Source organism: Streptomyces sp. NPDC001219 (assembly GCF_053597915.1).
This window is the reverse complement of the sequence record NZ_JBSFJF010000007.1, coordinates 1-15,066: the sequence shown is the minus strand read 5'-3', so window position 1 is coordinate 15,066 and position 15,066 is coordinate 1. Positions and strand designations below refer to the sequence as shown.

Genomic DNA, 15,066 nt, shown 5'->3' with positions numbered 1-15,066 from the left:
CTCAAGGCACCTGCTACGTCAGCGACTTCTTCGGCGGGACCGGCGGGACGGCCAGGAAGGGCAGGTTCAGCGCGCCGAACGCCTCCTTGGGGACGGCGGGGCGGACCGGCTCCACCGGGGCCAGCCGCTGGTAGGGCCGTCCCGGTGCGGGGCGCGGGTCCGCCTCGCCCTTGTTGGGCCACAGCGACATCGCGCGCTCGGCCTGCGCGGTGATGGTCAGGGACGGGTTGACGCCCAGGTTGGCGGAGACCGCGGCGCCGTCGACGACCGAGAGGCCCGGGTGGCCGTGGAGGCGGTGGTACGGGTCGATGACCCCGTGCTCGGCGTCCGCGCCGATCGGGCAGCCGCCCAGGAAGTGCGCGGTCAGCGGCGTCCCCATCAGCTCGCCGACGTTGCTGCCGGCGAAGCCGTTGATCTCCTGGGCCAGCAGGGTGGCCGCCCGGGTCGCCTCCGGGATCTGCCCGGGGTTCGGGGCGCCATGGCCCTGACGGGCGGTGAGCAGGCCCTTTCCGATGCCGTCCGGTTTGCGGTACGTCGTCAGGGAGTTGTCCAGCGACTGCATCACCAGGCCGATGATGGTGCGCTCCGACCAGCGGCGGTTGGAGAGCGAGCGGAGCAGCAGCAGCGGATGCCGCAGACAGTTCGCCGCCCAGCGGGTGGCGCGCGAGCCGCGGCCCTCGACGGGCACCTGGAGGATGGACATGGCGCCCATCGCGTTCGAGCCCCTGCCGTACCGGACCGGCTCGATATGGGTGTCGGCGTCGGGGTGGATGGACGAGGTGATCGCGACACCGCGGGTGAAGTCGGCCTTGGTGCCGTGCCGTTTGCGGTAGCGGCGGCTGTCGGTCTGCGCGCCCACCAGCGCCTCGGAGTTGGTCCGGGTCAGCTCGCCGAGCCTGCCGGAGATGCCGGGCAGCAGTCCGCTGTCCTTCATCCTGTGCAGCAGGGTCTGGGTGCCGTACGTGCCCGCGGCGAGGACCACCCGGCGGGCGGTGAAGGTGCGGCCCCGGCCCCGGCGCCTGTTGTCGGTGGGGAGGGTGGCGACGGCGAAACCGCCGCGTGAGTCCTCGGTGACGGTGACGACCGAGGTCATCGGGTGGATGACGGCCCCGGCGCGCTCGGCGAGGTGGAGGTAGTTCTCGTTGAGGGTGTTCTTGGCGCCGTGCCGGCATCCGGTCATGCACTCGCCGCACTCGGTGCAGGCCTTGCGGGCCGGGCCCCGGCCGCCGAAGTAGGGGTCGGGGACCTCGGTGCCCGGGGCCGCCTTCGAGGTGCCGTGCGCGTCCTCGCCGTCCCCGAAGAAGACGCCGACCGGCGCGAGGTGGAAGGTGTCGCCGACGCCCATCTTGTCGGCGGCCTCCTTGAGGTGGACGTCGGAGGGCGTCATCGTCGGGTTGAGGCGCACCCCCAGCATCCGCTTGGCCTGGTCGTAGTACGGGGCCAGCTCGTCCTGCCAGTCGGTGATGGCGCCCCACTGCGGGTCCTCGAAGAACGGTTTCGGGGGGACGTAGAGGGTGTTGGCGTAGTTGAGCGAGCCGCCGCCGACGCCCGCACCGGCCAGCACCATGACGTTGCCGAGCAGATGCACCCGCTGGATGCCGTAGCAGCCGAGCGCCGGGGCCCACAGGTAGTTGCGGATGTCCCAGGAGTTCTTCGGCAGGGTCTGCCGGGTGAAGCGGCGGCCGGCTTCGAGGACGCCGACGCGGTAGCCCTTCTCGGTCAGCCGCAGGGCGGAGACCGAGCCGCCGAAGCCGGAGCCGACGACGAGCACGTCGTAGTCGTAGCCGTCGTCGGGGGCGTCGGGGGCGCCGGGTGCTTCGGGGGCGTCGGCGGCCTCCCGGTCGCCGTTGCCGTCCTGATTCCGGGCAGAGTTCTCCTGGGGCACTGGCTCTCCCTGCGGTGGTTAGCGGAGCCGGAACGCCTTCATCGCGCGCAGGCTGCGGCTCATGAACTGGGCGTACTTCTCGTCGGTCATGCCGAAGGACGGGGCCAGCGGCATCAGGCGCTGGTGGGCGACGGTCTGTGCCTCGGTGTACTTGAGGATGCCCTCGGAGCCGTGGCGGCGGCCCAGGCCCGAGTCGCCCATGCCGCCCATCGGCGCCTGCACGCTGGCGTACCCGGCGGCGTAGGACTCGTTGACGTTGACCGTGCCCGTGCGCATCCGGGCGGCGACCGCGCGGCCGCGGCGGCCGTCCTTGGTCCAGACGCTGGAATTCAGCCCGTACGGGGTGGCGTTGGCGAGCGCCACCGCCTCGTCCTCGTCGCGGAACCGGTAGACGGACACGACCGGGCCGAAGGTCTCCTCGTCGCAGACCGCCATCGGGGCCTGTACGCCGTCGAGGATGGTCGGCTCGTAGAACAGCGGGCCGATGTCGGGGCGGGGCCGCCCGCCGGCGACCAGCGTGGCGCCCTTGGCGACCGCCTCGTCGACATGGCGGGTGACGGTCTCCAGCTGGCGCTCGCCGACCAGGGAGCCCATGTCGGCGCCGTAGGCGAGGGAGCTGCCGAGCCGCATCGCCTTCGTCCGGGCGGCGAAGCGCTGGAGGAAGTCGTCGGCGATGGACTCGTGGACGTAGAGCCGCTCGATGGAGATGCACAGCTGGCCGGCGGAGGCGAAGCAGCCGCGGACGGCACCGGCGGCGGCCTTCTCCACGTCGGCGTCCCGGAGGACCAACATGGCGTTCTTGCCGCCGAGTTCGAGGGAGACACCGACCAGCCGTGCGGCGGCGCCCTGGGCGACCTCGCGGCCCGTACGGGTCGAGCCGGTGAAGGAGACGTAGTCGGCGTGCGCGACGACGGCGGGGCCGACGACCGGGCCCTCGCCGATCACGACCTGCCAGACGTCCTCCGGCAGCCCGGCCTCGATGAGCTGCTCGCGCGCCCACAGGGCGGTGAGCGCGGTCTCCGTGTCGGGCTTCATGACGACGGCGTTGCCCGCGACGAAGGCCGGCAGGGCGTCTCCGACGGAGAGTTCGAAGGGGTAGTTCCAGGGGGCGATCTGCCCCACGACGCCCCGGGGCTGGCGGAGTTCGGTGACCTTGGTGAGGGTCGGCACGACGCCGGTGCGGGCCTTGGGCCGGAGGTAGGCGTGGGCCCTGCGGCCGTAGTGGCGGGCGGTGACGGCGACCGCCTGCAGCTCCTCGTGGGCGTGCAGCCGCGCCTTGCCGGTCTCCAGCTGGATCAGGTCGAGGATCTCGGCCTGGCGGCGCAGCACCAGGTCGTGGAAGCGGAGCAGGACCGCGGCACGCTGCTTGACGGGGACCTTCGCCCAGCGCTCCTGGGCGGCGCGGGCCCGCTCGAAGGCGGTGGCGACGTCCTCGGGGGTGGACTCGGGCAGGTCGGCCAGCTTCTCGCCGGTGAACGGGGTGTGGTTGGCGGTACGGCCTCCCCCGCTCACCACACCGCGGCCCAGCCGGGCGGCGATCTCCGGGGTGACCACCTCCGCGGCGGTACGGGCGCCCGCGGGGGCCGGCGCGACCGGGTTGCCTCCGTCGGGGGCCTCGGCGGGCGCGGTGGCCACGGGCGCCGCGGGCGCGGCCGCGGGGGCCTCGGCGGGGGCCTCCGCGGTGGAGGCAGCTGTTCCGGTGTCCTGCGAGTCCGTCATGCGGGCGAGCGTATTCCTCCCCCGGCGCTTTGTGTACCCGGCAGTAATGAGTTTTCCCTCGGCATCCGCCATCGCGCCAGTGTTCACTGGCCGCAAGGGTGCTGGTCTGGGACGAAAGGGACGCCCGGGCTCACGTCCCGGACAGCCGGAACGCGTCGAGCGCGGTGTCGAGGTGGCGCTTGGCCTCCGTGCGCGAGGCGAGCGGGGAGGAGATCCACAGGTCGATCATCCGGCCGCCCTCGTCCCAGCTGAGGTCGTAGGTGTAGCGCGAGCCGCCGTCCTGGGTGCCGCCGTTCCAGACGAACTCCCAGAGGCCGGCCTGGAGCCCGTTGTGGGTGGTCTCGGTGACCTTCCCCTGACGGTAACCGCGGTAATCGGCGGGGCCCTTGGCGTCCGCGGCGCGCATCGCGCCCAGCGGCCCCTCCGGCACCTGCCGCTGCAGCTGGACGCCGATCCGGAACCGCTTGCCCTGGGAGTAGTAGTAGACGCGGTCGTTCTCGTAGGAGCGGGTGAAGCCCTCGGGGACGGCGAGCGAGAAGCCGGCCGGGTCGCGGACGAGGCGGTATCCGGCCGGGACCCGGCCGCCGCCCCCGGAGGCCGGCGGCGCGGTGACGGTGGGGCGCGCCGTGCCGGCGCCGCCGCTCTGTGGTGGCCCGCTGTCCGAGGCCTGCTGGGAGCGGCTGGGGCGGCCGCCGGTGCCGGTGCCGCCGCCGGTCCCGTCCGTGTGCATCAGCAGTACGGCGAGGCCCGCGCCCGCGCCGCCGATCACCACCGCGGCGAGCGCGACCAGCAGGGCGGTGCGGGCGCGGCCGGTGTGCGGGCGGGCGGCCGCGGCCAGCGCCCGGCCGTCGAGGGCGTCCCGGATCGGCTGGCCCGGGACGCGGCCGCCGGGCCGTCCGGCGCCACCGCCGGCAGGGGGAGGGCCGGCCGCGGCCGGGCCAGGGGGCGGCGTGCCCGCGGCCGGGAGGTCCTCGCTGGGCGGGTGCTCACCGGGCGGATGGTCGCCGGACGGGTGGTCACCGGGCAGGCCGCCGCCGGGGGCGTCGTACAGGGGGGCGTGGACGTCGGCCCCGGGGCGGCGCGGGGTGCCGGGGCCCCCGGAGAAGGGGCCGCCCGGCGCGCCCCCGCCCGCCACGGCCTCGGCCTCCGCCGCGAGGCCCGCGGCCCCGAAGCCTCCGCCGCCGGAGCCGCCGGGGCCACGGCCGGACCCGTGCGCCGGGTGCCCGCCCGGCTCACGCTCCGGGGCGCGGCCCGACCGCAGATAGCCGCGCAGCAGCCGCTCCGTCTCGGCCACGCCCAGCCGCCGCTCCGGCTCCCGCTCCAGCAGCCCGTCCACGACGGCGTGCAACGGGCGGGCGGATTCCGGGAGTTCGATCTCGTCGTAGACCACCGCGTGCAGCACGCCGCCCAGCGAGTCGCGGTGGAACGGCGAGGCGCCGCTCAGCGCGGCGCACAGCAGCACCCCGAGCGACCAGAGGTCGGCCTCGGGGCCGGTGCCGTGCCCGGACATCCGCTCCGGGGCGGTGTACTCGGGCGAGCCGACGAAGCCGCCGGCGTCGGTCAGCGTCGTGACGCCGGGCACCTGGGCGATGCCGAAGTCGGTGAGCACGACGCGGCCGGTGCCGGACTCCATCAGGACGTTGGCGGGCTTGATGTCGCGGTGCAGCACCCCGCGGGTGTGCGCGGCCCGCAGCGCGCCCAGCAGCGCGACGCCGATCCGGGCCGCCTCCCGGGGCGCGACCGGGCCGCCGCTCTGCAGCCGGTCGGCCAGCGACGCACCCTCCACCAGCTCCATCACGATCCACGGCCGGCCGTCCTGCTCGACCACGTCATGCACGACGATCACGTTCGGGTGCTTGATCCCGGCGACGGTCCGCGCCTCGCGCATCGCCCGCTCCCGCTGCACCCGGGCCTCGGCCTCGGCCGTTCCCTCGTCCAAGTGCAGTTCTTTCACGGCGACTTGCCGGCCCAGCACCTCATCGGTGGCACGCCAGACCGTTCCCATCCCACCGCGGCCCAGCCGTATTCCCAGGCGGTACCGGCCACCGATCAGTCGGCCCTCGCCCCCGAAGATCCCCATGGCCCCATCTTGCCGTACGGCGCCCCGCACGGCAGGGGTGGCGCCCACGGACCGGCCATGGTCACCCGCACCCCCTCCCGGAGCCGCGCGAGGACGTCCGCAGGACCCGCCACCGCGCCCAAGAACCCATGTTCCGGGGCCAGATGACCACGGGCGGCCCCGTCATACTGAACCGCAGCGAACAGGTGACGGCGGCGACGGAGCCGCACGGGGCGCGCGACCGGGAGACCCCGCCGGGGCCTCCGGGGCCTCCTCGCCGCCACCGGCGGGCAGCCGCGCCGCTGACCGGCGCGTGAGCGGGACGACACGGGGTGGAACCTCCACCGGCTCTCCCGCCGTCCTTGACACAGTGAGGCTGTTGTACGGGAACGACCGGTACGGCGGCCACGAGAAGCGGATCGGGGGTCGGTCATGGTGATGCAGGACGGTGGAACGGTGGATGTCCGTCCGGGTCCCGATCCGCGCCGGGCCGCTCCGGAACACAGCGGCGCCTACCTCGCGACCGGGCTGTGCCTGTCGCTGTACGCCGGTGTGCTGGGCGCCTGGACGGTCTTCGGCATCACCCAAGGGGACAGCAGCACCTGGGACTTCGTCGAGGGCCTGTTCAACCCGGGCGCCTCCCTCACGACCCAGATCCTCGGCCCGTACGAATGGGCCTTCACCGCCGTGTTCCTGGTGATCGCCGCGCTCACGCTGGCCCAGCGGCGGGTGGCGCGCTCCGCGGCGCTGCTGTCCGGTTTCGTGCTGCTCGCGCTCTCCCTGCGGGAGGGCGTGGGCCTGCTCCACGCCGCCTACCGCCACCAGTACAGCAACGACCCGCTGGGCAGCTGGGCGCTCGCCACCCGCGGTCTGGGCGTGGTGGTGGCGCTGGTCGTGCTGTGCTCGATGTTCCCGGCCACCGAGCGCCGGACCGACGACGGCCGCCCCGCACCCGAAACACCCGGCCAGGACGCCCAGTGGCGCCGCCTGTCCCGGATCTGCGGCGTGCTCTTCCTCGTCATGGCCCTCGCCGAACTCGGCTGGGCGGTCCGCGACCTGACGGCCACCGGCGTGGACGCGGGCCGCTATCTGCGCGGCGTGGTCGACGGCTCGGTCCTCGGCGCCCTCGACCTCGCGGCGTCCGCCGAGTTCACCACCGTCGGCTCCGTCCTCGTCCTGCTGATCCTCAGCGTGCTGGCCCTCCGGGGGCGCCGGGACATCCGCGGCGCGCTCCTGGTGTTCGCGGCACTGGAGCTCTACATGACCGTCCGCACGGTGGTGTGGCTGACCGTCTCCGACTTCTTCAACCGCTCCTTCGAAACCACCGAGGGCGCCCTGTCCATGGCCACCACGGCCTACGGCCTCGCCGCCATGACCTCGGTCGTCGTCCTGGCCACCGGCCGCGGCACCCGCCCGTACGGCGACCCCCGCCCGGAGGGGGTCCGGCCGGCGGTGGTGGGGCGCGAGGGGTGGCTGTAGGGGGCGCCCGCGTCCCGGTGCACCCCCACCGGGCACCGGCCACGGGGAGGTTCAGCCGCCGGCCCCGAGTTCCCTGCTCATGAACAGCGCGGTCTCACCCTCGCTCGGCGTACCCCGGTAGAGGGTGGTGTCGAGGCCACAGAGGGCGAACCCCATCCGCCGGTACGCCCGGACAGCCGGGACGTTCACACTCGTGGTCTCCAGCCAGGCCGTCCGCGCCCCGAGGCGGCTCCCGTACGCGCAGGCCCGCTCCATCAGCGCCGCGCCGACACCGTGCCCACGGTGCGTGGACGCCACCGCTATCTGCTGGATGACAAGACGGCGGTGCCACTCCTCGACCCCGACAGCAACGACACCGCACACCGTCCCGCCGTCGACGGCGACTTCCCTGTGCACCCCCTCATCCGTCCCGCCGTCCCCATCGTCCTCGTCGTCGGGGAAGACCTTGACCAGCGGCGGATCGACGAAGACCGACCGCAGCGCGAACCCCTCGTCCCCCGCGACGACCTCGTAGACGGTGTCCGTGGTGAACGAGTCGTCGAGCGCGTCGATCTGTTCCCGGTCCGCGGGCCGCGCTTCCCGGTACACGATCCGTCGTTCGGGGCTCACCTGTACTCCGCGTCCTCGGGCCACTCGGTCACCGGAGAAACGAACGGGCCGCTTCTTCCGTTCCGCCGACCGTACGGTTGCCGGTCGGGGAATCGGGCCGGGTCGCCAGGGCGCAGCTGACGTCCGCGACCGAAGCTGGGGGAACCGTCCCCGCCCCCACAGGCGTAGCGTGGCCGGTACGTCCTTTTCGCGGGGGTGGCCATGGAGTTGTTCGACGAGGAACCCGGTATCGGTGAGCGGATCGCGCGGCTGCGGGCGCGGCGGAGGCTGACCCAGGAGGGGCTCGCCGAGCGGGCGGGGCTGTCTGTCGATGTCGTGCGGAAGCTTGAGCAGGGCGTACGCCGGACGGCGCGGCTGACGACGCTGAATGCGCTGGCCAGAGCCCTGGATGTGGAGCCGTCCGCGCTCGTCGGGCAGCCCGCCACCTTCGAGGTGCGCGACGAGGGCGAGCAGCCCTCCGTCCTGGCGCTGCGTCAGGCTGTCTCGCCGGTGTCCGACCTGCTGGGCGACGAGCCGGACCCCGAGGACGCCCCCGGTATCGCGGCCCTGCGGGCCTCGCTGCGGTCGACGGAGCGCATCCGCCGCGACGGGCGGATGGGGGAAATCGGCGCGCTGCTGCCGCAGTTGATCAGGGACGCCAAGGCGGCGGCGCGCGCGGGTACCGGGGCCGAGGCCGCCGCGGCCCACTCGGTCCTGGCGGAGGCCTACCAGGTAGCCGCCACGACGCTGGCGGCACTGGGCAAGGAGGACGCCGCGTTCACCGCCCTGGAACGGTCGATGGCGGCGGCGGCCGAAGGAGACGATCCGCATCTGCGGACCGTGGGCTTCTCCAGCCTCGCCTGGGTCCTCACCAAGCAGGGGCGGCTGGCCGACGCCGAGCAGGTCGCGCTGAACGCCGCCGAACGTGTTGAGCCGGGGTTCCGCTCCCCGCCGGCCGAACTGGCCCTGTGGGGCGTCCTGCTGCTGCGCGCGGCGACGGCCGCGGTCCGCCGGGAGCGGCACGACACCGTACGGGACCTGCTCAACCTGGCCGGCGCGGCGGCGGCGCGGATCGGTACGGACCGCCTGGACTACGCGACGCCGTTCGGCCCGGCCAACATGGGCGTGGCCAAGGTCAACTTCCTGGTGGAGATGGACCGGAGCGACGAGGCACTACGGACCGCGCGCACCGTGCCCGGCCTGGGGGCACTCCCGCCGACCTGGCGGGCGCGGTTCCACGTGGACCGCGCGCTGGCCTTCGCCGACCTGCACAAGGACGACGGCGCGCTGCAGGCGCTGCTCACCGCCGAGCGCACCGCCCCGGAATGGATGCGCTACCACTCCACTAGCCGCCGTCTCGTGGCCGACCTCCGCCACCGCGAGCGGCGGCGCACCTCCCCGCTCACGGAACTCGCCGACCGCCTCGGCCTCGACGGGTAGGACACGGCGTCCCAGTACGCGCGGAAAGTGGCACGGCACGTCACTGTCCGGGCCGCGTCGTGCTGCCTAGCGTGGCAGCGCCGTAGCCAACGACGGCGGCCCCTGGCAGCCGCTCCGGGCTCCCCGGGGGCTCGTCCTCCCGACGAAAGCAGACCGACGTGACCCACGCACTCCCCGTCCGCGCCGGCCTCCCGGCGTACGCACCGGAGGCCACCCGATGAACGACCCCCACACCCCCCGCCTCCTCCCCTGGACCACCCCCGACGAGAAACCCTGTTATCTGCTCACCGACCGGGAGGGCGGCTATGTCGCCCGGTACGCCGAGGACGTGGCGGAGCTGCAGCTCGGGATGGCGGTCGGACTGCTGGAGCACGCGCGGGAGCTGATCGGTGATCCGGCGGTGGATGCGCGGCAGTTGCGGTTTTTGTCGGTTCAGCTCAGTGCGGCGTTACGGGACGCGGTGCGGGTCGCGGAGTGTCGCGGGGAGCGGCCGGCGGGGCCGGGAAAGTGCGTCTGACCAGCGCTTTTGAGGGGGTGAAAGGTCGCGCGTGAGCGGTGCGGGGGAGATCCCCCTCCGAACCGCCCCCGCACGCCACAGACGGCCGCCGCGTGTGGGGGTCGCGGCGGCCGCCGATGTGAACTGCAACGCGTCCTGGGCTCGGGGCCTGTTCAGTGGTGCAGCATGTGAACCACTCTGCCCGTGGGGACCTCCCCACGGCATCCTCCAGAGGTCGCGGGCTCACCCCCGCCGCTCGGCGGGGGTGCGGGTCCGTCGCAGGGCGGTCCCGGGTGACAGGGGAACGGAATCGCGCGGCGCCGGGCGGTTCCGCGGGCTCGGGTGGTGCGAAGGAGAAAGGGGCGGCCGGTGATCCGTGTCGCTGTGGTGGACGACGAGCGGCTGGTCAGATCGGGACTGCGGATGATCCTGGGGACGGCCCCGGACATCGAGATGGTCGCGGACTGCGGTGGCGCCGAGGCCGTGCGGACCGTGCTGGACTGTGCGGCGGACGTGGTGCTGCTGGACATCCGGATGCCGGACGTGGACGGGCTGACCGTACTGCGCCGGCTGCGCGCCGCTCCGGAGCCGCCCGCGGTGGCGATGCTGACCACCTTCGACGCCCAGGAGTACCTGACGGCGGCGCTGCGCGAGGGCGCCGCCGGGTTCCTGCTCAAGGACTCCGACCCGGAGCAACTCGTACGGGCCGTACGGACGCTGGCGGACGGCGGGAGCGTGCTCGATCCGGGGGTCACCCGCGCGGTGATCGGGGGCTATCTGACCGCCGAGGACCAGACGTCGGCGGCGCGGGCGGTCAGCGGGCTGACGCCGCGGGAGTCGGAGGTGCTCGCCCTCCTCGGCGAGGGCCTGGGCAACGCCCAGATAGCCGACCGGATGGGGCTCGCCCCCAGTACGGTCAAGGACCATGTGCGCGCCCTGCTGGGCAAATTGGGCGGCATCAACCGCATACAGGCGGCCATCGTCGCCGACCGTGCCGGACTGGTGGCAGGCGACCCCCGGGGGGCGTGGTGAGGGCCCGGGGCGACCGCAGCCGTCTGCGGGCGCGCGCGGGGCGGGCGGTGTCCCACGGGGAGGCGAAGGGGCGGGCGCTGACGCGCGGGGCGCTGGGGCGGCGGCTGCGCGCCCTCGTCCCGCTGGTGGTCCCGGTGCTGCTGGCGATCGCCGACTCGATGCTGGTCAACGGCCTCGAACTCGACCTGGAGGTCGGCGTCTCGATGCTGGCGGCGGCGGCCCTGGTACTGCGCCGGCGCTTCCCCCTGCTGGTCTTCCTCGTCACGCTGCCGGGGCTCTACATCGGCTACATCTGGTTCGCGCCGATGATCGGGCTCTACACCCTGGCCCTCCAGCGGCCCGGCCGCGCGCGGCTGGGCACCTGCGCGGCGCTGCTGATCGCCGCGCACTTCTTCCCGTATCCGATCACCGACTTCGAGCTCACCGTCTACCGCGAGAACACCCAGGTGCTGATCGACGCCAGTGTCACCTCGGCCGCGCCGATCGCCCTGGGCCTGCTGATGCGCACCCGCCGGGAACTCGCCTCCCGTATAGAGGATCTGACCCGCAGCCGCCGCCGGGAGCACCGGCTGCTCACGGACCGGGTCAAGACCACCGAACGCGCGCGGCTGGCCCGTGAGATGCATGACGTGGTGGCCCATCAGGTCAGCCTGATCAGCCTGCAGGCGGGGGCGATGCAGGTCGGCGCGGAGGACCCGGCGGCGCGCGCGGGCGCCAGGACGATCCGGGAGCTGTCCGTACGGACGCTGGAGGAACTGCGGCACATGGTGGGTGTGTTGCGGGCGGACGGCGGCGAGGCGGACGCGGCGCACAAGCTGGCCCCGCAGCCGGACCTGGAGGAGCTGCCGCGGCTGATCGAGATGAGCGCGCTGGACGTGACGTACGAGGGCGGGGTGGCGGCCGGCGCGAGCGGCACCAAGACGGTGGAGCGGGCGGCCTTCCGCACGGTGCAGGAGGCGCTCACCAACATCCGCAAGCACGCACCGGGGGCGCGGGTCCGGGTCCGGGTCGATCCGGTGGACGGGGAACGCGGCGAAGGGGCCGGACGCGGCGAGAGAGCCGGGCGGAGCACCGCGCGGGCCGAGGAGAGCCGTGCGGCGCACGGGCTGCGGGTGGAGATCCGTAACGGGCCGCCGGACGCGACGGCGGCGGTTCCCGCGCTTCCCGGCGGCGGGCACGGGCTGGTGGGGCTGCGCGAGCGCGCCCAGAGCCTCGGCGGGACGCTGGAGGCGCGGCACACCTCCGACGGCGGCTTCGTCGTACGGGCGGAGTTTCCGTACGGAGCGGGGTGAATCAGCCGGAGGCGGGCGTACGGGGGCCGACGGGGGCGCCCCGGGGACGTTCAGGCGGCGAGCGGGACCGCGGCGGACGTTCAGGCGGAGAGCGGGGCGGCGGCCTCGTCGACGGCGGTGCGCAGGTCCGGGTAGACCTCGAAGAGCCGGCGGACACCCAGCGCGGCCAGCACACGGTTGACGTGCGAGCCGTCCACGGCACCCTGCGCGGGGAGGATCAGCCGCAGCCGCCCCTGACAGGAGCGCATCAGACGGCGGGCGGCGATCAGCACGCCGACCCCACTGGAGTCACAGAACCGCACCTCGGAGAGGTCGAGCACCAGTGATCTCCGGCCGTCGGCCACCGCGTCGTGCACATGCTGGCGCACCGCGGGCGACGTGACCAGGTCCATCTCCCCGGACACCTGGAGTACGGCCCATGGGCCCTGTTCGTCCTCTGCCACCTTCAACGACACGCGCTCGAAGCCTTTCGCTCGCTTTCGGACCGGATGGGCCCGGTAGCATCCGGAACTCATCCTTCCCCGCCTCGACTGCCCGGCCTCTCTCCCCTGAAACTCTTCCGAATCCTTGGCGCAACAGGCAGTCCGCCTAAGGCTATGCCCCAGGGGCCGCTGCTTTTCGCCGACATCCGGTCACACACGGATAACACCTCACCGTATGCGCACCCGAACGATCGGCATCGATCGGCTCCGATCGGGCAGTATCGCCACAAAGTGAGTCCGGTCACCCGGCGGCCTTTACCACCCGCGTCTCCGTCGGGGCTCGGTTTGCCGCAAAGGAGCGTGCGTTGTCAGACCCGCGCATTACATTCGATGGGACGGTGGGCGCTGTGATCGCGCACACAGCTCCGGGCGTGGGTGCGGGTGCCGGAGCAGCGGCTGTTGACGGCTGAGGAGTGAGCCCGGAGGCGACGGGCAGGGATGGGGTTCCGATGGGACACGACGCGCCACCGCGCTGGGACAGGCGGATGCAACAGCGGCTCGCCCACGGCGAGGCGGCCGCGCTGGGCGAGCTCTACGACCGCTTCGCCTCGCTCGTGCACAGCCTCGCCCACCGTGTCCTGGACGACGAGGACGCCGCCGACCGGCTGACCCGCGAGGTGTTCGGCTACATCTGGGAACACCCGGACTCCTACGACCCCAAGCAGGGCCCGCTGCGCTCCTGGATCGCCGGCGTCACCCGCCATCAGGCGGTCCAGCGGCTGCGCCAGACCGAGGCGGCCTCGGCGCGCGACAGCGGGGACGGCGCCCCGGCGCCCGCCGAGATAGAGGAGAAGATCCGCGAGGCCTCCACGGCGGCCCGCGCCGACTACATCGTCACGTCCATGCCCGCGCCCCTGAGGGCCGCACTGGAGCTGGCGTACTTCCAGCGCCGCGACTACCGCCAGACCGCCGCCGACCTCGGCGTCACGGAGGACGAGGCCCGGCGCCGCCTCCGGCTGGGCCTCCAACTGCTCTCCACCGCCCATCACCACCACGCCCTGCCGCCCGGCCACCGCGCCTCGTACACCGCACGCGCCCCGCGCTCCTCCCCCGCGGCGCCCGGCACGGCACCGGCGCCCCACCCACCCCGCGGCCCGCTCCCGCCGCACTCCCAGCACACCGGCCCCGGCACCTCCGCACCACCCGGCCCGGGCCAGGGAAGGTCACTGTGAACGGCCCGGACGAATGGGACGGCCGCGAGCTGCCCGGCAGCCCCGGCGAGCGGCCGCGGATACCCTCCCCGCGCGCCGCCGCCGAGGACCACGGCCCCCTTCCCGACACCCCGCCGGTGCCCGTCCGCGACCCGGTGAACGACACCGCCGGCCCCCTCACGGACGCCGGGCCCGGGTCCGAACCGCCCACCGCACCACCGCTGCCCGACCCCGACCCGGCGGCTCCGCCGCACCGCGTCCTCAAGTCGCTGCTCGGCGCCTGGGCGCTGGCCGCCTGCTCCGCCGAGGAGACGGCCGCCGTCGAGGCGCATCTGACCGACTGCGCCTCCTGCGCGGACGAGGCGCTGCGGCTGCGCGACGCCGTCGGGCTGTTGCACCCCGCCGACAGCCTCGACCTCGATCCGCTGCTGCGCTCCCGTGTGCTGGAGGGCTGTCTGGGCCGGCGGCCGGCCCGTATCCCGGTGCCCGAGTGGGCGTCGCCGTACGACGCGGAGACCGCCAAGCTGGATGCGCTGCTGCACGACATGGGCGAGGCGGAGTGGCGCGCTCCGGTGCGGCTGCGCTGGTTCGAGGGTGAGCGCGCGGTCGAGCGGGAGACCACCGTCGCCGGTGTCATGGGGCATCTGATGGCGGTGGACGGCCTGGTCGCGACGGCGCTGGGCCTGACCGACCCGCTCGGCACGGCCGCCCCGCCCGGCACCCCGGACCCGCTCGTCCGTACCGAAACGTTCTGGCGCGCGGCGGGCGAGGAGCGGAAGCCGGTCGCCGTGCACGCGCCGTGGCGCGACCAGAGCTACGCGCTGGTGCGGCAGGTGTCGTTCGCCGGCAGCCGGGCCGCCGAACTCGCCGTCCCCTACGGGGACTTCCGGCTGGCGCTGCGCGACGCGTTCCTGGACCGCGCCTTCGAGTGCTGGGTGCACGCCGGCGACATCGCGGAGGCGGTGGACTACCCGTACGTTCCCCCGGCCTCCGGGCATCTCCACCAGATGGTCGACCTCGCCGCCCGACTGCTGCCCAGCGCGCTGGCCGAACGCCGCCGGGCCGGGCTCGCCGCACCGCCACGGCGACTGGTCGAGGCGGGCGCACCCGGCCGTACCCTCCATCTGGAGGTCGAGGGCAACGGCGGCGGCCACTGGTACATAGCGCTGGACTCACCGGCCGCGCTGGGCACCCCGGACCGCACCGTCGCGCATATCGCCCTGGACAGCGCCGAGTTCTGCCAGTTGGCCGCGGGCCACATCTCCCCCGAGGAGGCCGCCGCTGGCCAGGACGGCGAACGCGACGCGATCCGCGAGGTGCTCTTCGCGACCGCGTCACTGTCCCGGCTCTAGGACCTGTCGTCAAACTCCCGTCGTTCGCCCGAAGGGCGGCCCCGCGGCGTCTGGTGCGTGCGATCGCAAGGCGGAGGGTCGCCCCGATACT

At 74.0% G+C, this 15,066-nt stretch carries 11 protein-coding genes and 1 pseudogene; 7 read left to right on the top strand and 5 right to left on the bottom strand.

Translation table 11 applies throughout. The features are described from left to right. Positions 1-13: 13 nt before the first annotated feature. The 3 genes from ACWC9R_RS06150 to ACWC9R_RS06140 all read right to left on the bottom strand — a co-directional run bounded on the left by ACWC9R_RS06150 (position 14) and on the right by ACWC9R_RS06140 (position 5,684). Positions 14-1,885, bottom strand: coding sequence for a GMC oxidoreductase (locus ACWC9R_RS06150; protein ID WP_450729199.1), 1,872 nt, complete (start codon positions 1,883-1,885; stop codon positions 14-16). A gap of 18 nt (positions 1,886-1,903) precedes the next feature. Then, the gene (locus ACWC9R_RS06145) at positions 1,904-3,604 is read right to left on the bottom strand and encodes a succinic semialdehyde dehydrogenase (RefSeq protein WP_450729198.1); all 1,701 of its coding nucleotides are present in this window, start codon (positions 3,602-3,604) and stop codon (positions 1,904-1,906) included. Between the two features lie 130 nt (positions 3,605-3,734). Further along, positions 3,735-5,684: a serine/threonine-protein kinase gene (locus ACWC9R_RS06140; RefSeq protein ID WP_450729197.1), complete on the bottom strand. Its 1,950-nt coding sequence runs from the start codon at positions 5,682-5,684 to the stop codon at positions 3,735-3,737. 435 nt (positions 5,685-6,119) lie between these two features. On the opposite strand from ACWC9R_RS06140, the gene ACWC9R_RS06135 reads away from it, so the two are divergent. Further along, on the top strand, positions 6,120-7,142 hold the full coding sequence (locus ACWC9R_RS06135) for a hypothetical protein (protein ID WP_450729196.1): 1,023 nt from the start codon (positions 6,120-6,122) through the stop codon (positions 7,140-7,142). 51 nt (positions 7,143-7,193) lie between these two features. Here the strand turns inward: ACWC9R_RS06135 and ACWC9R_RS06130 are convergent, their stop codons facing one another. Beyond that, positions 7,194-7,751, bottom strand: coding sequence for a GNAT family N-acetyltransferase (locus tag ACWC9R_RS06130; protein ID WP_450729195.1), 558 nt, complete (start codon positions 7,749-7,751; stop codon positions 7,194-7,196). Between the two features lie 201 nt (positions 7,752-7,952). On the opposite strand from ACWC9R_RS06130, the gene ACWC9R_RS06125 reads away from it, so the two are divergent. The 4 genes from ACWC9R_RS06125 (at position 7,953) to ACWC9R_RS06110 (ending at position 11,990) form a co-directional block, all read left to right on the top strand. After that, complete coding sequence (locus ACWC9R_RS06125; protein WP_450729194.1) at positions 7,953-9,170, top strand: helix-turn-helix domain-containing protein; 1,218 nt, start codon at positions 7,953-7,955, stop codon at positions 9,168-9,170. A 217-nt stretch (positions 9,171-9,387) separates the two neighbouring features. Continuing rightward, on the top strand, positions 9,388-9,687 hold the full coding sequence (locus ACWC9R_RS06120; RefSeq protein WP_450729193.1) for a hypothetical protein: 300 nt from the start codon (positions 9,388-9,390) through the stop codon (positions 9,685-9,687). A gap of 348 nt (positions 9,688-10,035) precedes the next feature. After that, positions 10,036-10,698, top strand: a complete 663-nt coding sequence (locus ACWC9R_RS06115; protein WP_450729192.1) for a response regulator — start codon at positions 10,036-10,038, stop codon at positions 10,696-10,698. Between the two features lie 47 nt (positions 10,699-10,745). Continuing rightward, positions 10,746-11,990, top strand: coding sequence for a sensor histidine kinase (locus ACWC9R_RS06110; RefSeq protein ID WP_450729191.1), 1,245 nt, complete (start codon positions 10,746-10,748; stop codon positions 11,988-11,990). A gap of 80 nt (positions 11,991-12,070) precedes the next feature. Here ACWC9R_RS06110 and ACWC9R_RS06105 read toward each other — a convergent pair whose 3' ends face one another. Continuing rightward, positions 12,071-12,445: an STAS domain-containing protein gene (locus ACWC9R_RS06105; protein WP_262041265.1), complete on the bottom strand. Its 375-nt coding sequence runs from the start codon at positions 12,443-12,445 to the stop codon at positions 12,071-12,073. Positions 12,446-12,921: 476 nt separating this feature from the next. Here ACWC9R_RS06105 and ACWC9R_RS06100 point away from each other — a divergent pair. Beyond that, a pseudogene (locus ACWC9R_RS06100) lies at positions 12,922-13,482 on the top strand (sigma-70 family RNA polymerase sigma factor); the annotation flags it as partial. Between the two features lie 158 nt (positions 13,483-13,640). Beyond that, positions 13,641-14,975, top strand: a complete 1,335-nt coding sequence (locus ACWC9R_RS06095) for a zf-HC2 domain-containing protein (RefSeq protein WP_450729190.1) — start codon at positions 13,641-13,643, stop codon at positions 14,973-14,975. Positions 14,976-15,066 lie beyond the last annotated feature (91 nt).